Origin of the sequence: Cytobacillus firmus (genome assembly GCF_023612095.1) — a bacterium.
Lineage (GTDB): Bacteria > Bacillota > Bacilli > Bacillales > Cytobacillaceae > Cytobacillus.
In genome coordinates this window covers 1,269,378-1,291,655 of the sequence record NZ_CP086235.1, presented here as the reverse complement: position 1 = coordinate 1,291,655, position 22,278 = coordinate 1,269,378, and the positions used below count along the sequence as shown (strand labels likewise).

Sequence of the window (22,278 nt, the reverse complement as noted above, 5' to 3'; positions counted from 1 at the left end):
CCAACACCGGCCCCTCTCATCCCGAGGAACCGGAGTTTTTCTAATTACTTTCTCCTTGCGACAATGGCAACCCAATCTTCCATTTGGATGGTCTCTTCTATTTCAAACCCTGCAGCGGAAATAGCATCTCTTACTTCCTGCTTCTTCTGCTGGATAATGCCTGAAGCGATGAAGTATCCGCCTTCCCTTACGACTGAGGCAACATCATCTGTAAAGCGGAGAATTACTTCTGCAAGGATGTTGGCAACGACCACATCTGCTCCCTGGCTGACACCATCGAGCAGATTCCCTTGTGATACATCCACTATATCCTGCACTTTATTCAGCTTAATATTTAATTTAGCTGAATTTACTGCGACTTCATCAAGATCAAGAGCTTTTACCTTCCCGGCACCCAGCATAGCTGCAGCAATGCTTAAGACACCCGAGCCTGTTCCTACATCTACAACATTATCACCCTGTTTTACTGTTCTTTCAAGGGCCTGGATACACATAACCGTTGTGGGGTGTGTCCCAGTTCCAAAGGCCATGCCCGGGTCAAGCTCTATGATAAGTTCATCACTGCTGACAGGTGTATAATCCTCCCAGGTTGGGACAATGGTGAAGCGTTCTGAAATTTTTACGGGGTTATAGTATTTTTTCCAGGCAGTAGCCCATTCTTCTTCATTTACCTCACTAATGCTGACTTTATTTGCGCCAATATCGATGTTAAATAAAATGAGGTTATTGATTGCTTCTTTAATTTCATCAACGGTTTCCCCAAGGAAACTGTTTACTGGCAAATATGCTTTTACAATAACGCCTTCCTCAGGATAGTCCTGCGGATTGAGCTGGTAGATTTCACCGAATTGATCCTTTCTTTCTTTTACAAGTTCTAAAGGATCCTCTATTACAACTCCGCTTGCTCCGGCTTCATGCAAAATATTCGAAATCGGTTCAACAGCTTCATTTGCAGTATGAATACTGATTTCTGACCATTTCACTACTACCAACTCCCATTCCTTTATTCACCTTTAAAGGCTCGTTTTACTTTAGAAAAAAAACTTTCTTCATGTTCTCCCTGCGGGACTGTTCCGCTGACTTCAGCAAACTCGCTTAAAAGCTGCTTCTGTTTTTCGGTCAGCTTTGTCGGAGTAATGACACGAACAATAATGTGCTGATCTCCTGTTCCGTATCCTCTTACATTTGGTACACCTTTTCCTTTCAGACGGAATTTGGTTCCTGTCTGAGTGCCTGAAGGGACTTTAAGTTTTACTTTCCCATGCAGTGTCGGCACTTCGATTTCATCGCCAAGGGCAGCCTGCACAAATGTTATAGGCATTTCACAATAAACATCATCGCCATCACGCTCAAAGAACTCATGAGACCGCACATGGAATACAACATAAAGGTCGCCTGGAGGTCCTCCGTTAAAACCTGGTTCCCCCTGGCCTGCTACGCGAAGCTGCTGGCCATCATCAATGCCTGCAGGAATTTTCACGTGTATCTTTCTGCGTTTTTGCACTTTACCTGCTCCACGGCAGGTTGTGCACTTCTCTTTAATTTCTTTACCGGTACCATTACAGTAGTGGCAAACTCTTCTATTTACGATCTTGCCAAATGGCGTATTTTGTTCAACATTCAACTGACCTGACCCATGACAATGACGGCATGTTTCCGGCTTAGTTCCCGGCTTCGCTCCTGAACCGCTGCAGGTCTCACATGTCTCTTCTCGCGGAATTTCAATATCGGTCTCTTTGCCGAATACTGCTTCCTCAAAGGTTAAGGACATGGTGTACTGCAAGTCTGCACCCTGTCTTGGGGCGTTAGGATCACGCCGGCGTGATCCGCCTCCTCCGAAGAAGGTGCTGAAAATGTCTTCGAATCCGCCGAAACCTTCAAAACCGGCTCCTCCAAAGCCCTGATTAGGGTCCGTATGGCCAAATTGATCATAATGCGATTTTTTCTGATCGTCGCTTAGGACTTCATATGCTTCTTTAACTTCCTTGAACTTCTCGTCTGCATCAGGCTCTTTGTTGATATCAGGATGATATTTTTTTGAAAGCTTTCGATAAGCCTTCTTAATTTCATCCTTGGATGCACCCTTGCTGATTCCGAGAACCTCATAGTAATCCCTTTTACTCATGATTACCACTCTCCCCGATTCATTTCACATAAAGATTATTGTATCAAAAATAAAAGCCAAAGCCAAGAAAGACCTGACTTTGACTTAAAAGATTCAGAAATTATTTATCGTCTTTAACTTCTTCGAACTCAGCATCTACAACGTTATCGTCATCATTTTTGTTTTCAGCACCTTCTGCGCCCTGAGCTCCCTGAGCAGCCTGAGCCTGCTCATAAAGCTTCATTGTTAACGCCTGGACAACTTCCTGTAAAGCATCTTTCTTAGTACGGATTTCATCCAGATCGTTCTTCTCAATTGCAGCTTTTAGTGCATCTTTAGCTTCATTTGCTTTGTTCACTTCTGCTTCATCCACTTTGCCTTCAAGATCTTTTAGAGTCTTTTCAGTAGTGAATACCAGCTGGTCCGCTTCATTGCGGAGTTCAACTTCTTCTTTACGCTTCTTATCAGCTTCAGCATTTTCTTCAGCTTCTCTTACCATTTTTTCAATTTCCTCATCAGATAATCCTGTTGATGATTTGATTGTGATGGCTTGCTCTTTGTTTGTGCCAAGGTCTTTAGCGCGTACGTTTACAATACCATTTTTATCGATATCAAAAGACACTTCGATCTGAGGCACACCGCGCGGAGCTGGAGGAATATCCCCTAGCTGGAAACGGCCAAGTGTTTTGTTATCCGCTGCCATTGGGCGTTCCCCTTGAAGGACATGGATATCAACAGCAGACTGATTATCAGCAGCAGTTGAGAACACCTGGGATTTTGATGTTGGAATAGTTGTATTGCGTTCAATCAGCTTAGTGAACACTCCGCCCATTGTTTCAATTCCAAGAGACAAAGGTGTTACGTCCAGAAGGACAACATCCTTAACATCACCAGTGATGACACCGCCCTGAATAGCTGCACCCATAGCTACAACCTCATCAGGGTTAACTCCTCTGTGCGGTTCTTTTCCTGTTTCTTTTTTGATTGCTTCCTGTACAGCCGGAATACGTGTTGAACCGCCGACAAGGATAACTTTATCGATTTCTGAAGGAGTCAAACCAGCATCCTTCAATGCCTGGCGTGTAGGTCCCATTGTACGTTCAACAAGATCTGCTGACAGCTCTTCAAATTTAGCTCTTGAAAGTGTTACTTCCAGGTGTAAAGGTCCAGCTTCCCCGGCAGTGATGAACGGAAGTGAAATTTGTGTTGAAGTTACACCGGAAAGATCCTTTTTCGCTTTTTCAGCAGCATCTTTTAAACGCTGCAGAGCCATTTTATCTTTAGAAAGATCGATGCCGTTCTCTTTTTTGAATTGATCAACGAGGTAATCAATAATTACCTGGTCAAAATCATCACCGCCAAGACGGTTATCCCCGGCAGTGGATTTTACTTCGAATACACCATCGCCAAGTTCAAGGATAGAGACGTCAAAAGTACCGCCGCCAAGGTCATAAACAAGAATTGTCTGGTCTTCATCCATTTTATCCAGTCCATATGCCAACGCTGCGGCAGTCGGTTCGTTGATGATTCGTTCAACTTCCAAGCCGGCAATTCGGCCTGCATCCTTTGTTGCCTGACGCTCAGCATCGTTGAAATATGCTGGAACTGTGATTACCGCTTTAGTAACCTTCTCGCCAAGATAGTCTTCTGCATAAGATTTCAAATATTGAAGAATAATAGCAGAAACCTCTTGTGGAGAAAATTCCTTTCCTTCAACCTCTGTTTTATGATCTGTACCCATATGGCGTTTAACGGACATGATCGTGTTCGGGTTTGTAATAGACTGGCGCTTTGCCACCTCACCAACCTGACGCTCGCCGTTCTTAAACGCTACAACTGATGGTGTTGTACGGTTGCCTTCCGGATTTGGAATTACTTTCGGTTCGCCGCCTTCAAGTACAGCGACACATGAGTTTGTTGTACCTAAATCGATTCCGATAATTTTGCTCATGTTCTTTGCCTCCCCAAATATGTAGTTATTGATTTACTTTAACCATTGATGGACGAATGATCCGATCCTTTAGCTTGTAGCCTTTTTGGAATTCCTCGACCACGGTATTGGAATCAAAATTCTCATCTTCTACCTGCATAACAGCCTGGTGCATATGAGGGTCGAATTCTTTCCCAACTGCCTCAATCTGTTCTGCGCCTTCTTTTTTAATAGCCTCCACTAAGCTTCGATAAACCATTTCCATTCCTTGTAGAATAGATTTAGCCTGTTCATTTCCAGCTTCCATTTGAAGTGCTCTTTCAAAATTGTCTAGCGCAGGCAGCAAATCAGAGATTAAGCTTTGTGCTCTATATTTTTCAGACGCTTCAAGGTCCAGCCTTGCACGGCGCCGTGAATTTTCAAAATCAGCCTGAAGACGGTAGATGCGATTTTCAGCCTCTTCCAGCTTACCTTCCAATTCAGCTATTTTTACATTTGCTGCTGTAAGGTCTGAATCAGTTCCCTCATCAGGATCTGCTTCTGCTTCATGAGACTCTGCAAATACCTCTTCAATAGGAGCCTCATTTTCAGTTCCTTCAGGTTCGTTGGTTTGTTCATTTAATTCATGGCTCAATGTCTCTTTCTCTTCTGCCAACATGTTCACCTCCCTTAAAGAATAGCTGGATTATAAAATAAAAAACATAAGGAAAGGAGTGGAAAGGTTTTTCCACCCTTAATCAATATCTCCACCATCATCTGTTTTGATACAACTTGGATAAAACAGATGATAAGTCTGCACTGATATAGTTCAATAAGCTGATGACTCTTGAATACTCCATTCTGGTAGGGCCCAGAATGGCAATTGTGCCGAGCTGTTCGGTGCCGATTGAATAGCTTGCTGTTATCAGACTGCAGTTTTCCATTGCTAAATTATTATTTTCCCGGCCGATTTTGATATTGATCCCTGACTTGTTTTTACTGAGTAAATCATATATGCCTTTTTCCTGCTCAATCATATTCATAAGGTTTTTAACCTTTTCAATATCATGAAACTCCGGCTGGCTGAGCATATTTGTTTTACCGCCAAAGAAAAGCTTATCATAGGCCGGTATCTTTATTGTATCGGCAATTGAATTCAGCATTACATCATAATTATTGATATGATGCCTTAAAAGCACGGCAACCTCTTTATATAACTTATTGTTCAGACTTTCCAATGGCGCACCGGCAAGACGGTCATTAAGGATATTCACGACCTTTTCCAAATCACCTGCATCAATATTTTCCGGCAAGTGGAACATTCTGTTTTCCACATGGCCTGTATCTGTGATAATAATTGCTATCGCTGTTTCTTTATTCAAAGGAACAATCTGAATTCTCTTCAGTTTGTTATCCCTTACTGCTGGCCCAAGGACTATGGATGTATAATTAGTCAGCTCAGATAGAATTTTTGCCGATTTTTGAACAATTTTCTCCAGCTCATAAATTCTTTCAGCAAAGATCGATTGTACTTTGTGGATATCATGCTGATTTAATTTTTGCGGGGATAAAAGGTGATCCACATAGTAGCGGTACCCTTTTTCAGATGGAATCCTCCCCGATGAGGTGTGTGTTTTCTCAATAAACCCAAGTTCCTCTAAATCAGCCATCTCATTTCTGATCGTTGCGGAACTAAAAGAAATTTCTTCTTTTTTCGACAGAGTTCTCGACCCTACAGGCTGTGCAGTATGAATAAAATCATCAACAATTACTTGAAAAATTAATAATTGACGATCAGTTAACACAGTTATCACCTCTGTTAGCACTCTTTGTCCCCGAGTGCTAATTCTACTAATAAATTATCAAATCATACGTGCAGTGTCAATAATTTGGCTTCCTTTTTTCCTGAAGCAATCCTCAGGCAGATTACCCTATAAAGGACTGAAATACTTCATTTCCAAGAAATCGTCCTCGTCTTGTCAATTTAATATGCTCTTCCCCGGCAATAATTAATTTTTTATCGGTGTGCTGTTTTATCTGAACTTCAAAATGCTCCAGCGGGTTTTTGCCAAATTTCTCTTTAAAACGACTAATTGAGACACCTTCAGTTTTTCTCAGTCCAAGGAACATTTCCTCTTCCATCTGTTCTTCCAGAGGCACCCTATGTTCTTCAAGGATCGGAAGCTGGCCCTTTTCAATTGGCTCCATATATTTTTTCAGAGGTCCGTGGTTTGAACGACGAAGCCCATTAACATAGCCATGCGCACCTGCCCCAAAGCCGAAGTACCATTCATTATCCCAATAAGTGATATTATGCTTGCTCTCATAGCCAGGCTTGGCAAAATTGCTGATTTCATATTGGGCAAATCCATGTTTGTCCATTTGCTCTATTAATAAGTCATACATTTCAGCTTCCACATCTTCTCCGGGTGTCGGCAGTTTCCCTCTTCTCATCAAATTATAGAATACCGTCTTGGGCTCAATGATCAAAGAATAGCCTGAATAATGATCAATATCCAAGGTAAATGATGTTTCAAGTGTATCTTTAAAGTCCTGAAGTGTTTGACCGGGAAGACTGTATATCAGATCGATGCTGATGTTATCGAAACCTACTTGTTTAGCAGCTGCAATTGACTGAAAAACATCTTTTGCCCGGTGTGACCTCCCAATTCTTTTTAAGAGTTCATCGTTGAAGGTCTGGACACCAAAGCTGAGCCTGTTGACTCCGGCATCATGCAATATTTGAAGCTTTTCCTTAGAGAGATCTCCCGGATTAGCTTCAAATGTATATTCTGTGAAAGAGTCATAGGGCAGCTGGCGTTTAATTGTGCTGCAAAGCTGTTCAAGCTGTTTCCCGTTCAGCGCAGTGGGTGTCCCGCCCCCTACAAAGATAGAGTCCAGGCGCGCTGCCGGTGTTTCTTTCAAAACAAGATCCATCTCTTTATCAAGAGAGTCAAGATATTCTCCAACCGGCTGGTTCTTCAAATACACTTTATTAAAATCACAGTAATGGCAGATATGTTCACAAAAGGGGATGTGTATATAAGCTGCTTTAATCATTTATTTCACTACTTTCATCATTCAATCAACATTCATATACAGCAGTTTCCTAAATAAAAAGAGGCTAGTGCTGTTATTATTATGACAGCATATCTAACCTCTTAAAACAAATCAAATATTTTACTTTTTAGGGGTATTATCGTCCATCTTCAAAACGGCCATGAAAGCTTCCTGCGGAACTTCAACAGAACCAACCTGCTTCATCCGCTTTTTACCTTCTTTCTGCTTCTCCAATAATTTACGCTTACGGGAAATGTCTCCGCCGTAACATTTAGCCAATACATTTTTTCTGATGGCTTTAATGGTTGAGCGGGCTACAATTTTCTGGCCCACCGCAGCTTGAATAGGAACCTCAAACTGCTGACGGGGAATTAGCTCTTTTAACTTCTCAACGATAACTTTTCCTCTTTCATAAGCAAAATCCCTATGAACGATGAAGCTCAATGCGTCTACCTTTTCTGCATTTAACAGAATATCCATCTTAACAAGTTTCGATGGCTTGTATCCAATTAATTCATAATCAAAAGAGGCATATCCTTTTGTATTGGATTTCAGCTGATCAAAGAAGTCATAAACAATTTCCGATAAAGGTAATTCATAGATAATGTTAACTCTGGTTTCATCCATGTATTGCATATCAATAAAGATGCCGCGCTTTAGCTGACAAAGTTCCATAATGGCACCCACATAATCATTCGGGGCCATCATTGTAGCTTTTACATAAGGTTCTTCAACACGGTCAATCTTCTGAGGGTCAGGCATATTGGAAGGGTTATCCACTTTAACCTCAGTGCCGTCTGTCATGATAACATCATAGATAACACTAGGTGCTGTTGTAATCAGATCAATTTTGAATTCACGCTCAATGCGCTCCTGAATGATTTCCATGTGAAGCAATCCAAGGAAACCGCAGCGGAATCCAAAGCCGAGTGCCTGGGAAGTTTCCGGTTCAAACTGCAGGGCAGAGTCATTCAGCTCCAGCTTTTCAAGCGCTTCACGCAGGTCATTGAACTTAGCGCTATCAATTGGATAAAGTCCGCAATAAACCATCGGGTTCATCTTTCTGTATCCAGGTAGAGCTTCTGCAGCACCGTTTTTCGCGCTTGTAATGGTATCACCCACACGTGTATCCCCAACATTTTTGATTGCAGCAGTCAAAAACCCTACGTCTCCAACTGACAATTCAGGCAATGGCGTTGATTTTGGCGTAAACACGCCAACCTCTGTGACTTCAAACTCTTTGCCGGTTGCCATCATTTTAACTTTATCCCCTACTTTTACCGTACCCTCGACCACACGGATATAGGCTACTACACCCCGGTAGGCATCATAAAGGGAATCAAATATAAGAGCCTTTAATGGGGCATCCGGATCCCCTACTGGAGCAGGTACTTTTTCAACGACCTGTTCAAGAATTTCTTCTATTCCGATTCCAGCCTTTGCTGAAGTCAGTACTGCTTCAGATGCATCCAGGCCGATAACTTCTTCGATCTCATTTCGAACCCTTTCCGGATCCGCACTTGGCAAGTCGATCTTATTAATAATTGGAAGAATCTCAAGATCGTTATCCAGTGCCAGATAAACATTGGCAAGAGTTTGCGCTTCAATACCCTGAGCTGCATCCACAACCAGAATGGCTCCTTCACATGCTGCAAGGCTTCGGGATACTTCATATGTAAAATCGACGTGTCCCGGCGTATCTATTAAATGGAAAGTGTATATTTCTCCATCTTTCGCTTTATAATTTAACTGAACGGAATTCAGCTTGATCGTAATGCCGCGCTCCCTTTCAAGATCCATGGAATCAAGGAGCTGGTCCTTCATTTCGCGTGAAGTCAGCGCATTGGTTTTTTCAAGAATTCTGTCGGCCAAAGTCGACTTACCATGATCAATATGGGCGATGATCGAAAAATTCCTAATTTTCTCTTGCCTTTTTAGTCTCTCTTCTCTGTTCATTGTTTATTATTTCAACTCCTACTATAGAAAAGCGCAAGCGCCTTAAACAGGCGCCTGGAGCTAAGTGTGATCAATTTTAAAATAGTCCTTTTAGTTTATACACTATTTTTGATTATATCAGTAGGTTTGTGAAGATTCAATGCTAAGCTTTAAGCCGCTAATTTTCCAAAAAATAAGGCTGCCCACCTGAGCAGCCTATTTCCCTGTTATTAAGTCTGTGATGATTGCGACCGATTTTTCTGTAAGCTCTGATATGCCTTCGGATATGCTTTTTCCTAAGGAAGAAAAGAAATTATATGCTTTCATTTCTTCAAGTTTTTCCCTTTTCTTCTGAAGATCATGGCTTGACACATCACTCCCCAGGACAGAAGCCTGGACTTCGCCTTCGTTGGTTTCTTTTATGGTCAGGGCACTTTTGAAATCTCCGTCATGGAATCCCTTCATTCTGTGAATTCCTTCATTTGCCTGCTGCATTCCGAATAACACTGAGACAAACATAAGCGCTGCCAGAAAAAGAGCTTTAAGCATAAACATTTTCATTCCGCATCATCCTATTACTAGTTCTTTTCTGATTCATCGCCAGCCGGTGAATTCACTTCCTCGGCCTGCCAATAATATTCACTGAACACTTCCGCGAGTGCTTCGGCCGAACGGTTTAACTCCTCAAACGTATTATCGACTCCCCCAAACTCAATGAGTATGGCATTGCCTGATAAATCCTGATTGAAGTTGCCATTTGTACCTGCGCCTTCTTTTTTCATTATTCCCCTGCTTAATCCTTTGTACTTGACACTCAGTCTATCATGCAGCTCTTTAGCAAATTTTAAGTTCTTTTCATAATTTGGATTATTTCCTCCAATGATAAAAGCCAGCTTGGCATAAGACTCTCCGTTAATTTCTTTTGTAGTATCTTTTTTTCTTTTTGAATCACGGTGAATATCGATTAAATAAGCCAGATCCCGATTGGAAGTGATTGCTGCCTGGACTACCTCTCTGGATTCCTGATAGGAGCGTCCATATGTTAAGCCCTTTTTGTTTAAATTCCCCTGAATATCCGTTTTATCCACAAAGGTGCCTATTCCTTTGCTCTCCATCTCTTCCTTAAGCTTGTCACCGATTTTAGTAATATTAATTTTTGAATGGTAGGCAGCATCAGGGTTGGTGACACCCTTCAGATACGGAAGATAGGATTCAGTATTATGCGAAAAGTATACATAGACAGGTTTTTTATCACCTGTTGATACCGGCGGGGCGTTTGACTGCTTTTTATCCCCAGAAGGCTCAAGCCCTTCGGTGTTTTGCAGGGATGCCTCCTGTTCGGCCATAAGTACTTCTAAAGGAGGAGAAGATTCTACTGGCATGTTTGTATAATCTGTTCCTTCACCTGCAACCAGGATTTTACTGTCATAAATCGAGAAAAAGGAAGCTCCCTTCCCAGAAGACTTCTGGGATCATCCAAATTGACATTCGTGGATAGCTTAAAAATTAAATTCGCAAAGCCCGGGGAGAACTGCTTTCAGAAACTCCCTGGAGAAATGAGTGATTTTCCCATCCGAGAAAATGATAAAGCATTTCTCCTGTCAGGCTGTTCGCGGCAGAATTTACTGAAGAAGAACTGATTCGATATTCAGGCTTTAAGGAAGTTAATGCTCCGCTTATGGAAAATATCATAAATAGAAAAAGCAGAAACCCGCCAATAGCCTTCAAAAGGCTTGTCCCTTGGATAGTTACTACAAGTCCGTTCGTTTTAAAAGGTTTCATTGTTCCACCTCTCCTTGCTAGTCTAGTAAATGTTATGACTTTGCTAGAGAAGATAGAACAGGATATTTTCTATCTTGTATAAAATCCGGCATTATCCTGATTCACTTTCTGGTGGAGCGCTGCGTTCAAGCCGTTGGCAATTAAGTTTGACATATCTTCAATAAATACATCCACTTCCTTTGGCGTCACCATTAGGTTATGACCCAAAGGCGAGAGTACTTCATAAATAAGCTTACGCTTCTCCTCTTCAGGCAAGGTTCCGATCATGCCAAGGAAGGTTTTTCGATGATGCTCCTCCGGCAGATCCTCATCTGTCAGCTTTTTCTTCTCCCCAAAAGTCATTCCTGCAGGAGCCAAGGCACGCGATGGACGGCCGCCTTCTTTCATTTCCTTGCCGAAATGCTTCAGGATGTAATCAATTGTATCGCTTGTGATGGATACGGCATCGACTACTGTTGGGATGCCAATCGCTATGACAGGTATTCCTAAAGTCTCTTTACTGATTTCTTTTCGTTTATTCCCTACACCAGAACCAGGGTGAATCCCTGTATCCGAAATTTGAATGGTAGAATTGACTCTTTCAATTGATCGGGAAGCAAGAGCGTCGATCGCAATGACAAAGTCGGGCTTTGTTTTTTCAACAATGCCATGAATGATGTCACTTGTTTCAATTCCTGTCAGGCCCATCACCCCTGGAGAAATAGCACTGACCGGCCGGTAGCCTTCTTCTACGCTTTCAGGCTGCAGCTGATAGAGATGTCTTGTTACAAGCAGATTTTCGCAGACTTGCGGCCCCAATGCGTCGGGAGTGACATTCCAATTGCCCAGTCCCACTATTAAACAGGATGCATCTTCATTAATGCCCAGCTGTTTTATAAATTGGGAAAATTCACTTGCAAATACAGTCTCCACTTTGTGCTGCAGCTCCGTATCCTGCTGTCGTATGCCCGTCACTTCGAGGGTCAGATATTTGCCCTCTTTTTTCCCTAATGCTTCTGCTCCTTGCTTTGTTACTTCAACAAAGGAAATTTTAATATCGTTTTCTTCTTTTTCTTTAATTATGACGCCTTCTATTTGGGAAAGATTCTCCTGCTCGTGAACATTTTCTTTCTGCCTTCCGGAAATCACCATTTCCCTTGCTTCAATGGCAAGATCCGTCCGAACTGAGTACTGGCTTAAATCTATTGATTCCTTCACATGTATCCCTCACAATCTCAGCTTATTAGGTTGGAAAATAACAGACTAAAATTCAGATATATCCTATCTTTGCCTTTAAAATGCAAAATCATGCAGAAAAAGAATGAACTTCCCGATTTAACCCTCAGTAATTTTGAGTACAGAGTATTGCATTATGGCTCCGTGTTTGATAAAATATCACTTGTTCTGAATTTGTTAATGAACGTGAATGTCGAGTTATAGAATCTCGATGCTTTTTCAGGAGGTGAATGGAATGCCAAACATTAAATCTGCTATCAAGCGTGTTAAAACTAACGAAGCTCGCAAAGCTCAAAACGCTACTGTTAAATCAGGAATGCGTACAGCTGTTAAGAAGGTTGATGCTGCAATCGTAAACAACGATTCTGCTGCTGCAACTGAATCTTTCGCTGATGCTGCTCGTAAACTGGACAAAGCTGCTGCAAAAGGTCTAATCCACAAAAATGCTGCTGCCCGTAAAAAGTCTCGTTTAATGAAAAAAATGAACTCTTTAAATGCGTAATGTTTAAAGATATCGGCTATCTTAAGGGATAGCCTTTTATTTTACATAAAAAAGCGGTCCAATTGCGGACCGCTTTTTTTATTAAGGATTTTATCTGAGTGCCTGACTTTGCAGACGAAACAGGAACATTTCAATCAGCATGGTTTTATTCATGCCTCCTGTTTTCATTTGGTAATCTGCATCAGCAAGCAAGCTTATGATCGCTGCCAGTTCTTCGTCTGCAAACAGCTGAGCCTGTCCGGCCGCCAGCTTTACCCGGAAAGGATGAATCTTTAAATAGCCGGCAATCTGCTGCTGGCCGTAGCCTCTCCTGGCAAGCTCCTTCACCTGATAAATCAATCTAAACTGCCCTGTAATAACAGATAAAATCTTAATGGGCTCTTCATTTTGCTTTAATAAATCATAATAAATTCTCAGGGCTTCTTCTATTTTGCGGTGAACCACCTTATCCACAAGGGAAAAAATGTTTTGCTCTAAAGACCGTGATACCATTTTTTCTGCCATCTGTTCATCTATCCGCTTTGTGTCATTCGCATATAGGGCTAATTTATCGATCTCGTTGGTCAGTATAAACAGGTTGGCGCCTGCCAATGTCAAAATCAGCTCAACAGCCGATTCATCAATCTGCACACCATTCAATGCTGCACGTTCCCTGATCCAGGCTTTCAATTCACCTTCATTTAATTTCTTGGCTTCAAGTACTGCAGCCGTTTTTTTCAATTGTTTGGTTATTTTTTTCCGATCATCGAGTTTTTCTGCCGATGAGGAAAATACCACCACTGAATATGGGGCAGGCTCTTTAATATAGGCTTCAAGCTTAGCCAGGTTATGCTCCTGTTTAGCTTTCGATTTCTCTGACGTTAAAAAAACCGGGTTATGTAAAAAGATCAGTCTTCTTTCACCCATAAAAGGAAATGTCTCCGCATCTTCAAGCGCTGTATCAATGGGGGTTTCCTCAAGGTCATAAGAGGATAAATTAAAATCAGCTTCTTCTTCACTTAGCACATTGCTGATCAGAAGCTGCTTCGTTTCGTTTATAAGATATGGTTCTGTTCCGTATAATAAATAAATAGGAGCAAAACTTTTCGCTTTAATTCTGTTCCAAATATCAAAAACCAATTTCTTCTCTCCGTTCGCCAAACAATATATTCACTATATATCCTAAAGAAGCGATGGCAATTTGACAAGACATAAGAAATTGGCGCCCAAATGAACGCCAATTTCCAATCTATATAGAACGCTGCATCCCTGAGGCCCGGGTAACTCAGGAAGCTGCGGTGCACCTTTGTTTGTTATTTTCCCCATGATGTTTCGTCATATTTGTGACAACTCCTGCTAATGCAGGAAAAGGGCAGGCGAACTCTAGATTTTTTTATTTGAATGACTTATACTATATAGGAAATAGGAGGGGTAGACTGTGAACGAATTTGAAAAGGACGTCCAAAGCAAACGTAATGATGCAATCGACTCTGGTGTAGGATTCATCGTATCATTCGGTTTCTTCGCAACGTTATTTATTATTGCAACAGTCATTAAATTTTTAGGAGCTTAATGGCTACATACAGTAATGTGTCACAATACTGCTGACACGTTGAGGCTGCCTCAGCAGCCTCTTTTTTTTGAGCGGAGTTTCGATAAAGCACTATCAAGTCTGGAACCTGATGCTTTCTAACATATACTATGGAAGCTGCACTGAAAAGGTTCCTGAATCCCCTTTAAAAAAATAGGTAATTGCCCCTTGCCTATCGGTTCTCAATACTTTGACATTATAGTCATTCAGCCTGCTCATTACAACATTATGAGGATGCCCATACCTGTTGTTCCTGCCTGCAGAAATAACTCCAATCCGCGGCTTCACTCCAGCAAGAAATAAATCTGTTGAGGAAGTTTTGCTTCCATGATGTGCAATTTTCACTACATCAGCTTTCAACTTAGGATAAGACTTTATGAGCTGGCCTTCCCCCTGTTCCTCCAAATCTCCGGTAAACAGCCAGTTTAACCCTCCCACTTTGGCAAAAAGGACAATAGATCCATCATTTTTCCCCACACCGTCCCCCATCTCCCCTCCAAACGGGGACAAAACCTGAAATACGGAATCTCCTTTGAGCCAGCTATCTCCGGCTTTAGTGAACAAGATTTCACTTTTGCTATTTTCAGCCTGTACAATCAAATCCTTTTCAGCCTCCGAGAACTCAGCTCCCTGCGGAAACACAACGGACTTTACCTTCATTTCCTTCAGAACAGCTGATGCTCCGCCAATGTGGTCCATATCCCCGTGAGTGAGAAAAAATTTGTCTATTTTACTGATCCCTTTGCTTTTCAGAAAAGGCACTACTGTGTCCTTTCCTGTTTCATATGGATCGCTACGCATCTTCCAGTCCTCAGTTTGAAACATAAGCGCACCTCCTGCATCTATCAAATAATTCCCTCTCCCATACGGAAGCTTTATCAGGATGCTGTCACCCTGCCCCACATCAATAAATGTAATTTCACCCGCTGGTGTAAACACATTTGAAAAATAATGAATGACTATCGCAAGAATAGGAAGCACACCGTTCTTAATAATAGCTTTTTTGTTTTTTGATCTTTCCCAGCCGGCAAAGAATACGGGAATGAGAAAAAGATAAATGATCAGCATTAAAGGGGCTGGCCTGCCAAGAATAAGGGTCGAATTAGGAATGGCGGCAAGCATTTCAGCAATCCAATTAAGAAAAACGATCATTTTTTCCAATACATGGAGTAAGAAATCTACCCTTCCTCCTGTTATTAAATCAAAAATAAATAAAATTAATACCACAGGCAGGACTATGGAAGAATACAACGGCACAAAGATCAGATTGGCAATTATGGAAATAACCGATACCTCATAAAAATGCCAAAGGAGGATCGGAATGGCCGCTATCTGGCAAATAAGAGAAACAGACAGGAGGGCAGCGAGAGGATGAGTAAATTTTTTGAGTATGGCTGGAGCTGAGAGAATAAGCGATAAGGCCACAGCAAAAGACAGCTGAAACCCGGCATTATTGATAATAAAAGGGGAGATAAAAAGGTAGCCGGCAAACACAATGGAGATAACATCAGCTAATTGAACAGGAGCCTTCAGCTTCTTTGCCATTAAAACCAGAAGCATCATAAACACAGCCCGCAGTACAGATGGCGCAGCCCCTGTAAGTATTGCATATACCGGCAAAACCATTATAAGGATGCTGGTCATTTTTTCTCTGGTGATCCCGGCACGTACTCCGGCAAGAAAAAACATCCCAGCAAGCATTCCTACATGAAGTCCGGATATTGCAAGCAAATGGATAATTCCGATTTTCTGATAAGTAGCGATAATATCTTCATCAATAAAATTCCGATTCCCAAAGACAAGTGCGATTGAAAGTGGAGCTGTCTGTTCAGGGAAATGCTCTAAAATATGATTTGTGCCCATCTCCCTCATTTTTAAAACTGGTAATGTGATGCGGCTTTTATGGTATGTGCAATCAGAGAGGTTTAACTGTTTCAATTCGAGGATCCAAAAGATACTATTGTGGTTTAAGTAATCCTTGTAGCTGAAGGAATTTGGATTTGTAGTTGTTGGAGGAGTCTGTAAGGTGCCATTAACCCGGCATGTCATTCCTATCTTCAGATGGTCTGATAGGATTTTTTGTTCTGTTTCGGAGTTGATTTTATACCTGGCAGCCAGCTTTTCCTTTTTATCAGTCAATTCAATTAAGACTGTGAGAATGTCCCCATCTATCTTCACTGAATCAGACAGGATAATTTCAAAATCACCCTCATTTCCTGTAAGGCTTGTCCTGTTATATTCTGCCGCTAATTCACTCCTTATGATTAAGGCAAGGTAAATCAAAATAAGGATAGTCATGGTCTTTTTAGTCAAGATATTTCTTTTTAAAAGGAAAAGGACAAGAAGAGAAAAATGATAGCAATTGCCGGATGAAGTAATGATGTCAAATTCCCCAGGAGTGAGGCAGCAGCTGCGTATATCCATCTGCCTTTCATATCATTTGCTCCTTTAGTTATTTTAAAGGAGCAGCACCTTATCATTGAAGGTGCCGCTGCTTCAATGGATTAATTTTGAAAAAGTTTGTCCTTTTTTTCTTTATAGCTTTTCATAATGTCCTGATTTTTACCGCTTTTTTCAAGCTCATTGATTAAATCCTCTATAAAATCACGTTTTTCCTGTATGCTGTCATCGAAGGATACTTTTTCAGCCGCCACATGGACAGTTTTCACACCAGCCTTCTCAAAGAGTTCAATTCCATAAGGGTGATTTTTATAGTCCTGTGCGTAGTAAACTGTTTTAATTCCCGCCTGTATAATTGCTTTGCAGCATTGAAGGCACGGAAAATGAGTTACATATATTTCTGCATCACTTGTCGGCACCCCAAATTTTGCACACTGTAAAATCGCATTCATTTCCGCATGAATGGTCCTGACACAATGGTTATCAATAACATAGCAGCCATCATCAACACAATGTTCACCGCCGGCAATTGATCCATTGTAGCCGCCTGCAATGATTCTCTTATCCCTTACAATGGTTGCTCCGACAGCAAGTCTTGTACATGTGCTCCTCAAAGCAAGCAAATGGCTTTGTGCCATAAAATATTGGTTCCAGGAAATCCGGTCCATCTGTCTCTCCCCTTTACACAGGCATATATGCCCTGAATTAAAATATAGCTTTTTCTCTCAATAAGTGTAAGCCTCAAGCTTGTGCAGGTCAATGGAATGAAATTAGTTTACACTAATATGCTCTTTGAGTTTTTCAAAGGTTTTATCCCCTATCCCTGAAATTAATTTCAAATCCTCAATATCCTTATAGGGTCCATTTGTATCACGGTGTTCAATTATCGCTGCAGCCTTAGAAGGCCCTATCCCCGGCAATGTCTGTAATTCTGTTTCATCCGCCCCGTTTAAATTTACCTTTCCGCTATCCTGTTGTCCTTTAACCTCGACATTTCCGGCTCCCGCCCGGGCCTCTTCAAGAATTTCACCCTCTTCCGGAACATATATCACCATTTCATCTGTAATTTTCAGGGCAAAATTAATTTTAGTGCTATCCGCTTTTTCCGTCAGTCCCCCTGCTTTTTCCAGCAGGTCTATTACCCTTTCACCCTCTTTTGCTTCATATACTCCCGGTTTTTTTACTGCTCCTTTAATATCTGCTTTCATCGTCTGCATCACCTGTTCAGCCTGCATATCACCTGCTGTTTCTTTACCTTCTTCTTCGTTCAAAGAAATTGACTGTTCAATCTCTGGAAATACCTCAGTCTCCTGAACGGGCATTAAAAAATAATAGAGGAGTGCAGCCAATGCAACCGCACCTCCTGCAAAGAAAAATTTATAGGCTTTTATCCATTCGGGCACTATGGATCCATCCTTTCTTTTTGGAATAAATGTTTTTTTGATACATATCGTTATATGAGAGAGCCTGCTTTCAAAGGAGGGATGTAGCATTGAAAATCGGAATCATCGGCACAGGTAATATGGGGAGAATTTTGACCGAGGCCTTCCTTGATGGGGGAGCCGTTTCCCCGGCCTCCATGACGATAACCAATCGGACAGTGGCAAAAGCAATGAAAATAAAGGAAAAACATCATGAAATTACCGTTGTAAATAATGCAAGAGAGGCCGCACATCGTTCTTCGCTGATCTTTATTTGTGTAAAGCCCCATGATGTGTATAATGTCGTTCAGGATATTTTGCCGTTCCTGTCAGAAGATAAATGTGTAGTGTCCATAACCAGCCCCATTAGTGTAAAACAGCTTGAATCAATTGTGCCTTGTTCAGCGGCGAGGGCGATTCCAAGCATTACTAACCGGGCCTTATCAGGGGTGTCTTTATTATCATTCGGTGAACAATGCAGCGAACAATGGAAAGGGGAACTTAACAGGCTTTTTGAAAGTATCTCCACACCTGTTTTTATAGAGGAAGCGATTACCAGGGTTTCTTCGGATATTGTCAGCTGCGGACCTGCCTTTTTCAGCTACTTGACACAGCGCTTCATCAATGCCGCAGTTGCGGAAACGGAGATTGATAATGAAACAGCTACAAAGCTTGCAGGAGAAATGCTGATCGGGCTTGGGGAATTACTGAAAAAGGGTTTTTATACATTACCTACATTGCAGGAGAAGGTATGTGTCAAAGGAGGAATTACAGGAGAGGGAATTAAAATTCTTGAAAGCGAGCTCGGCAGTGTATTTGAACACTTATTCCAGGCGACACATTCCAAGTTTGACGAAGATCTTGTCGAAGTAAAAAAGCAGTATTCTCTCCATTAGCTATTCGATGTTAATGGAAATAATCCTTCACTATTTTAAAAAAACAGCCGGAAAAATTGAACCGGCTGTTTTTATATTAGTCCTTTTTCTTTGCAATAAAGATGATTCGTTCAGCCTGGCTGTCTGGAGGTCCTTCTTTAAAGTCTCCTGAAACGTCAACAAGGTCAAAACCGCATTCCTCAAGCCAGCTTTTATATTGGTCAATAGGATAAGTGCGCTGCAAATGCAGTTCGTCATAGCGGTCATACTTTCCTGTTTTTTCGTCCTGAACAAAAAATGAAAGATCGTGCTCTACAGAATTAGGGTATTCGCCCTGAAAGCTGTGCCAGATATATGAAATTTCCTCGTCATTTTCAGCAAAGGTCTGGTTCATAAATATCTGCATGATTTTATAAATGGAATGAACATCAAAAATAAATAGACCATCGTTTTTTAAATAGCTATGGACCCGCCGGAAGGTGTTTTTTACATCTGATTCCGTCTCCAGATAATTCAAAGAATCACAAAATATGCCAATGATATCAAATTCACTAAACCCTTCAAGCTCTGCCATGTTCTGCAGGTAAAAGGGGATTTGCAGACCTTTCTGCTCCGCCTTTGAATGGGCTACAGCCAGCATATCCTCTGATAAATCCACACCGGTTACCTCATAGCCCTGTTCACTAAACCTTATGGAAAGCTGCCCTGTACCGCATGCAAGATCCAGCAATTGTTTGCCTGTAACATTAAATTCCACATGCTTTTCATTGATCAATTTAATCCAGCTGTCATAAGGAACATCTTCCATCAGCCTGTCATAGAGATAAGCGAACTTACCGTAGCTCATTGGTTAAGAATGCCCTGAACGTTTTCGACCGGGGCATCTCCCCAGAGTCTTTCAAGATTATAGTAGCTTCTTTCATCCTTATGGAAAATATGTGCAACGATATCACCCATATCTACCAGAATCCACCTTGCTTCATCGAAGCCTTCCATTCGCTTAACCGTAAACCCTTGTTCTTCAGATTTTTCTTTCATTTCCCGAGCAATGGCTTGCACTTGTTTATCAGAATTTCCGTGGCAAATAACAAAGTAGTCCGAAATCAGGGAAATCCCCTTCATATTTAGAACCGTTATATCTTCTGCACGTTTATCATCCGCTGCTTTTACTGCCGTCATCAGCATAGTATTTTCTTTCATTTAATCAATCCTCCTTATTTATTACAAGGTCATTATAAGTTTCGAAGGAAGCCGGAAAAACAGGCTGCCCTTTTTTCATTAAAAACATAATGGTATTTTGGACAGATTTTATTAAAGCCTTGTTCAAGTTGGTCTGTGCTAAATCACGCACTTCGTCAACTCCGGGAAAATGCCTTCCAGGTTCAATATAATCTGCTAGATAAATGATCTTTTCAAGAAGTGCCATTCCCGGCCTCCCTGAAGTATGATATCTTATTGCATCCAAAACCTCTTTATCATGCATTCCAGCTTCTTTCTCAGCCAAATAAGCACCGACAGGAGCATGCCAAAGTTCACTATTGTAATCCAAAAGCTCGGCTGGCATACCAGTCTTAATGATAATTTCCCTCATTTCTTCCTTAGGGCGAAACTTAGCATAATCATGAAAAATGGCTGCCAGTTCAGCTTTTTTACTATCAGCGCCATATTTCTCTGCAAGTTTAATGGCTGTTTCCATCACCCCGACTGTATGAAGGTAGCGATGTTCAGTCAGCTGCTCCTTTACAATAGCCAGAGCTTTTTCACGATTCATATAAATGATTCTCCTTTATATAACTCCTTATAGAATCCGGTACCAGATATCGTATAGTACCGCCTTCCTTTACACGGCTTCTGATCATACTTGAGGAGATCCCCATTTCAGGAACGCCAGCAGAAAGAATTGGATACGGAGTCTGCAAATTGTAAGATGGCCGCCTTACTCCTATAAAGGTAATCAATTCAAGAAGTTTGTCAATGTTATGCCACTTGGGCAAATATTCAACCATGTCAGCTCCAATAATAAAATAAAATTGCTTTTGAGGATAGTGTTCCTTCAAAATCCTGATCGTATCGTAGGTAAATGAAGGACCTTCCCGCTCCAGCTCAATTAACTCTAATTTAAAGCCTGGATGATTCTGCAATGCGAGTTTCAGCATTTCTATTCGATCACTGCTGCTGACATGATCTGACCTCTTTTTATGGGGAGGCTCATGGTTCGGCATAAACCATACTTCATCCAAACCATGGGAAGACATTACCTCATTTGCAATAATGAGATGGCCTAAATGAGGCGGATTAAAGGTCCCTCCAAGTATGCCTACCTTTTCCATTTACACTCCTCCATACAATCAGTTTAATTTTCCCGAAGCTTACGGCAAGTTGATTTGTTTGTTTTCTTTTGATTCTTTGTATAAAACAATAATATTCCCGATGATTTGGACAACATCAGCCTTCGCGCCTTCTGACAGCTGCTGTGCCACCACATCTCTGTCTTCTTCACAGTTTTGAAGGACTGAAACCTTTAATAACTCACGGGCTTCCAGTGCTTCTCCTACTTGTTTAATCATATTTTCATTAACCCCGCCCTTTCCCACTTGGAAAATAGGGTTTAAATGGTGCGCTTTTGATCGCAACAAACGCTTTTGCTTTCCTGTTAGCATAATAATCCTCCCAGCTGATTTAAAACCTTTTGTCTCATTCTTTCAATGTCAGGCTCAATGCCAGTCCACATTTCAAAAGCAAGAGCCCCCTGATAAACGAACATATCAATACCATTCTGAATTCCGGCGCCCATTACGGCAGCTTCCTTTAAAAGCCTGGTTTGCAGCGGATTATAAATGATATCACTAACAAAGGCTCCAGGCTTAAGCTTATGTACCGAAAGCGGGCTTTGGCCAATTTCCGGATGCATTCCAATTGATGTAGTCTGAACAATTAAATCGTATGTTTCCAGGCTTTCCTCTGCTTCCTGCCGGTTCAGCACACGAGCAGGGACCTCAAAAGGGCAGTCATTCAAAATCTGCTCTGCCCTTTCGGGAGTCCGATTGCAAATGTCCAGAAGCTCCGGGCCCTCTTTAGCAATTGTAAAATAAATGGCTCTCGCAGCTCCGCCTGCCCCCACTATCAGCACTTTTTTCTCATTAATTGATCGGTTTTGATTCAGCAGGCCTTTTACAAATCCCCGTCCATCCGTATTGCAGCCTATTAGCTTACCATCCTGGTTGACCACTGTATTAACTGCCCCAATTGCCTCAGCCAGAGGATCCAGTTCATCTAAAAGAGGAATGATAGCCTCCTTATGGGGTACTGTAACATTAAATCCCTCAATGCCGATTGCCCTGAACCCTTTAACAGCGTCATTCAGATTTCCCCTGGATACATGAAATGGATGATAATGTGCATCAATACTGTAAATCTTAAATAATTCATTGTGCATAGCGGGGGACATTGAATGGGAAATTGGATCCCCAATCACCCCAAACAGCTTTTTCAAAAATCCTCACCC

Annotated in this window: 22 protein-coding genes and 1 pseudogene; 3 read left to right on the top strand and 20 right to left on the bottom strand. The window is 41.6% G+C overall.

The window, feature by feature from the left end:
* Positions 1-44: 44 nt before the first annotated feature.
* From prmA to gpr, 10 genes and pseudogenes are all read right to left on the bottom strand, one after another.
* Positions 45-983 carry a 50S ribosomal protein L11 methyltransferase gene (gene prmA, locus LLY41_RS06440; protein WP_095245641.1) on the bottom strand — a complete coding sequence of 313 codons (939 nt, stop codon included), beginning with the start codon at positions 981-983 and terminating at the stop codon, positions 45-47.
* 20 nt (positions 984-1,003) lie between these two features.
* On the bottom strand, positions 1,004-2,125 hold the full coding sequence (gene dnaJ / locus LLY41_RS06435; protein WP_095245640.1) for a molecular chaperone DnaJ: 1,122 nt from the start codon (positions 2,123-2,125) through the stop codon (positions 1,004-1,006).
* A 100-nt stretch (positions 2,126-2,225) separates the two neighbouring features.
* Entirely contained in the window at positions 2,226-4,055 is a 1,830-nt protein-coding gene (gene dnaK / locus LLY41_RS06430; RefSeq protein ID WP_095245639.1) for a molecular chaperone DnaK, read from the bottom strand.
* 25 nt (positions 4,056-4,080) lie between these two features.
* Positions 4,081-4,692 carry a nucleotide exchange factor GrpE gene (gene grpE / locus LLY41_RS06425; RefSeq protein WP_095245638.1) on the bottom strand — a complete coding sequence of 204 codons (612 nt, stop codon included), beginning with the start codon at positions 4,690-4,692 and terminating at the stop codon, positions 4,081-4,083.
* A gap of 94 nt (positions 4,693-4,786) precedes the next feature.
* Positions 4,787-5,818 (bottom strand): heat-inducible transcriptional repressor HrcA, encoded by a 1,032-nt coding sequence (gene hrcA, locus LLY41_RS06420; RefSeq protein ID WP_095245637.1) that lies wholly within the window; start codon positions 5,816-5,818, stop codon positions 4,787-4,789.
* A 121-nt stretch (positions 5,819-5,939) separates the two neighbouring features.
* Positions 5,940-7,073, bottom strand: coding sequence for a radical SAM family heme chaperone HemW (gene hemW, locus LLY41_RS06415; RefSeq protein WP_304587203.1), 1,134 nt, complete (start codon positions 7,071-7,073; stop codon positions 5,940-5,942).
* 120 nt (positions 7,074-7,193) lie between these two features.
* Positions 7,194-9,029 carry a translation elongation factor 4 gene (lepA, locus tag LLY41_RS06410; protein ID WP_095245635.1) on the bottom strand — a complete coding sequence of 612 codons (1,836 nt, stop codon included), beginning with the start codon at positions 9,027-9,029 and terminating at the stop codon, positions 7,194-7,196.
* A gap of 195 nt (positions 9,030-9,224) precedes the next feature.
* Positions 9,225-9,569, bottom strand: a complete 345-nt coding sequence (locus tag LLY41_RS06405; RefSeq protein ID WP_095245634.1) for a YqxA family protein — start codon at positions 9,567-9,569, stop codon at positions 9,225-9,227.
* A gap of 17 nt (positions 9,570-9,586) precedes the next feature.
* Positions 9,587-10,790: pseudogene (spoIIP, locus tag LLY41_RS06400) on the bottom strand (stage II sporulation protein P).
* Between the two features lie 69 nt (positions 10,791-10,859).
* The gene (gene gpr / locus LLY41_RS06395; protein WP_095245632.1) at positions 10,860-11,987 is read right to left on the bottom strand and encodes a GPR endopeptidase; all 1,128 of its coding nucleotides are present in this window, start codon (positions 11,985-11,987) and stop codon (positions 10,860-10,862) included.
* Positions 11,988-12,240: 253 nt separating this feature from the next.
* Here gpr and rpsT point away from each other — a divergent pair, with 253 nt between their 5' ends.
* On the top strand, positions 12,241-12,507 hold the full coding sequence (rpsT, locus tag LLY41_RS06390; protein ID WP_095245631.1) for a 30S ribosomal protein S20: 267 nt from the start codon (positions 12,241-12,243) through the stop codon (positions 12,505-12,507).
* Between the two features lie 90 nt (positions 12,508-12,597).
* Here rpsT and holA read toward each other — a convergent pair whose 3' ends face one another.
* Positions 12,598-13,626 (bottom strand): DNA polymerase III subunit delta, encoded by a 1,029-nt coding sequence (gene holA / locus LLY41_RS06385; RefSeq protein ID WP_095245895.1) that lies wholly within the window; start codon positions 13,624-13,626, stop codon positions 12,598-12,600.
* Between the two features lie 298 nt (positions 13,627-13,924).
* Here holA and LLY41_RS06380 point away from each other — a divergent pair, with 298 nt between their 5' ends.
* Positions 13,925-14,059 (top strand): YqzM family protein, encoded by a 135-nt coding sequence (locus tag LLY41_RS06380; RefSeq protein WP_095245896.1) that lies wholly within the window; start codon positions 13,925-13,927, stop codon positions 14,057-14,059.
* A gap of 126 nt (positions 14,060-14,185) precedes the next feature.
* Here LLY41_RS06380 and LLY41_RS06375 read toward each other — a convergent pair whose 3' ends face one another.
* The 3 genes from LLY41_RS06375 to LLY41_RS06365 form a co-directional block, all read right to left on the bottom strand.
* Positions 14,186-16,390, bottom strand: coding sequence for a DNA internalization-related competence protein ComEC/Rec2 (locus tag LLY41_RS06375; protein WP_304587200.1), 2,205 nt, complete (start codon positions 16,388-16,390; stop codon positions 14,186-14,188).
* A 191-nt stretch (positions 16,391-16,581) separates the two neighbouring features.
* Positions 16,582-17,145, bottom strand: a complete 564-nt coding sequence (locus LLY41_RS06370) for a ComE operon protein 2 (RefSeq protein ID WP_095245898.1) — start codon at positions 17,143-17,145, stop codon at positions 16,582-16,584.
* Between the two features lie 102 nt (positions 17,146-17,247).
* A complete protein-coding gene (locus LLY41_RS06365) occupies positions 17,248-17,880 on the bottom strand; it encodes a helix-hairpin-helix domain-containing protein (RefSeq protein ID WP_095245899.1) in 633 nt (210 codons plus the stop codon).
* Positions 17,881-17,969: 89 nt separating this feature from the next.
* Here LLY41_RS06365 and comER point away from each other — a divergent pair, with 89 nt between their 5' ends.
* Positions 17,970-18,794 carry a late competence protein ComER gene (comER, locus tag LLY41_RS06360; RefSeq protein WP_095245900.1) on the top strand — a complete coding sequence of 275 codons (825 nt, stop codon included), beginning with the start codon at positions 17,970-17,972 and terminating at the stop codon, positions 18,792-18,794.
* A 76-nt stretch (positions 18,795-18,870) separates the two neighbouring features.
* Here the strand turns inward: comER and LLY41_RS06355 are convergent, their stop codons facing one another.
* The 6 genes from LLY41_RS06355 to aroE are packed head-to-tail and all read right to left on the bottom strand — an operon-like array spanning position 18,871 to position 22,266.
* The gene (locus LLY41_RS06355) at positions 18,871-19,620 is read right to left on the bottom strand and encodes a class I SAM-dependent DNA methyltransferase (RefSeq protein WP_095245901.1); all 750 of its coding nucleotides are present in this window, start codon (positions 19,618-19,620) and stop codon (positions 18,871-18,873) included.
* Positions 19,617-19,973 (bottom strand): ribosome silencing factor, encoded by a 357-nt coding sequence (gene rsfS / locus LLY41_RS06350; RefSeq protein WP_095245902.1) that lies wholly within the window; start codon positions 19,971-19,973, stop codon positions 19,617-19,619. Before rsfS ends, LLY41_RS06355 begins: the two co-directional genes overlap by 4 nt.
* Before the next feature lie 4 nt (positions 19,974-19,977).
* The gene (yqeK, locus tag LLY41_RS06345; RefSeq protein WP_095245903.1) at positions 19,978-20,544 is read right to left on the bottom strand and encodes a bis(5'-nucleosyl)-tetraphosphatase (symmetrical) YqeK; all 567 of its coding nucleotides are present in this window, start codon (positions 20,542-20,544) and stop codon (positions 19,978-19,980) included.
* A complete protein-coding gene (locus tag LLY41_RS06340; RefSeq protein WP_095245904.1) occupies positions 20,534-21,103 on the bottom strand; it encodes a nicotinate-nucleotide adenylyltransferase in 570 nt (189 codons plus the stop codon). Before LLY41_RS06340 ends, yqeK begins: the two co-directional genes overlap by 11 nt.
* A 39-nt stretch (positions 21,104-21,142) precedes the next feature.
* Positions 21,143-21,433 (bottom strand): ribosome assembly RNA-binding protein YhbY, encoded by a 291-nt coding sequence (gene yhbY, locus LLY41_RS06335; protein WP_095245905.1) that lies wholly within the window; start codon positions 21,431-21,433, stop codon positions 21,143-21,145.
* Positions 21,427-22,266 carry a shikimate dehydrogenase gene (gene aroE / locus LLY41_RS06330; RefSeq protein WP_095245906.1) on the bottom strand — a complete coding sequence of 280 codons (840 nt, stop codon included), beginning with the start codon at positions 22,264-22,266 and terminating at the stop codon, positions 21,427-21,429. The genes yhbY and aroE overlap by 7 nt, the downstream gene beginning before the upstream one ends.
* Positions 22,267-22,278 lie beyond the last annotated feature (12 nt).

Bases quoted from the DNA above. Each gene is read 5' to 3' on its own strand.
- rpsT (WP_095245631.1), top strand. From the start codon at position 12,241: ATGCCAAACATTAAATCTGCTATCAAGCGTGTTAAAACTAACGAAGCT.
- dnaJ (WP_095245640.1), bottom strand. From the start codon at position 2,125: ATGAGTAAAAGGGATTACTATGAGGTTCTCGGAATCAGCAAGGGTGCA.
- LLY41_RS06340 (WP_095245904.1), bottom strand. From the start codon at position 21,103: ATGGAAAAGGTAGGCATACTTGGAGGGACCTTTAATCCGCCTCATTTA.
- grpE (WP_095245638.1), bottom strand. From the start codon at position 4,692: ATGTTGGCAGAAGAGAAAGAGACATTGAGCCATGAATTAAATGAACAA.
- LLY41_RS06355 (WP_095245901.1), bottom strand. From the start codon at position 19,620: ATGAGCTACGGTAAGTTCGCTTATCTCTATGACAGGCTGATGGAAGAT.
- lepA (WP_095245635.1), bottom strand. From the start codon at position 9,029: ATGAACAGAGAAGAGAGACTAAAAAGGCAAGAGAAAATTAGGAATTTT.
- yqeK (WP_095245903.1), bottom strand. From the start codon at position 20,544: ATGAATCGTGAAAAAGCTCTGGCTATTGTAAAGGAGCAGCTGACTGAA.
- yhbY (WP_095245905.1), bottom strand. From the start codon at position 21,433: ATGCTAACAGGAAAGCAAAAGCGTTTGTTGCGATCAAAAGCGCACCAT.
- dnaK (WP_095245639.1), bottom strand. From the start codon at position 4,055: ATGAGCAAAATTATCGGAATCGATTTAGGTACAACAAACTCATGTGTC.
- hemW (WP_304587203.1), bottom strand. From the start codon at position 7,073: ATGATTAAAGCAGCTTATATACACATCCCCTTTTGTGAACATATCTGC.
- LLY41_RS06370 (WP_095245898.1), bottom strand. From the start codon at position 17,145: ATGGACCGGATTTCCTGGAACCAATATTTTATGGCACAAAGCCATTTG.
- rsfS (WP_095245902.1), bottom strand. From the start codon at position 19,973: ATGAAAGAAAATACTATGCTGATGACGGCAGTAAAAGCAGCGGATGAT.
- LLY41_RS06405 (WP_095245634.1), bottom strand. From the start codon at position 9,569: ATGAAAATGTTTATGCTTAAAGCTCTTTTTCTGGCAGCGCTTATGTTT.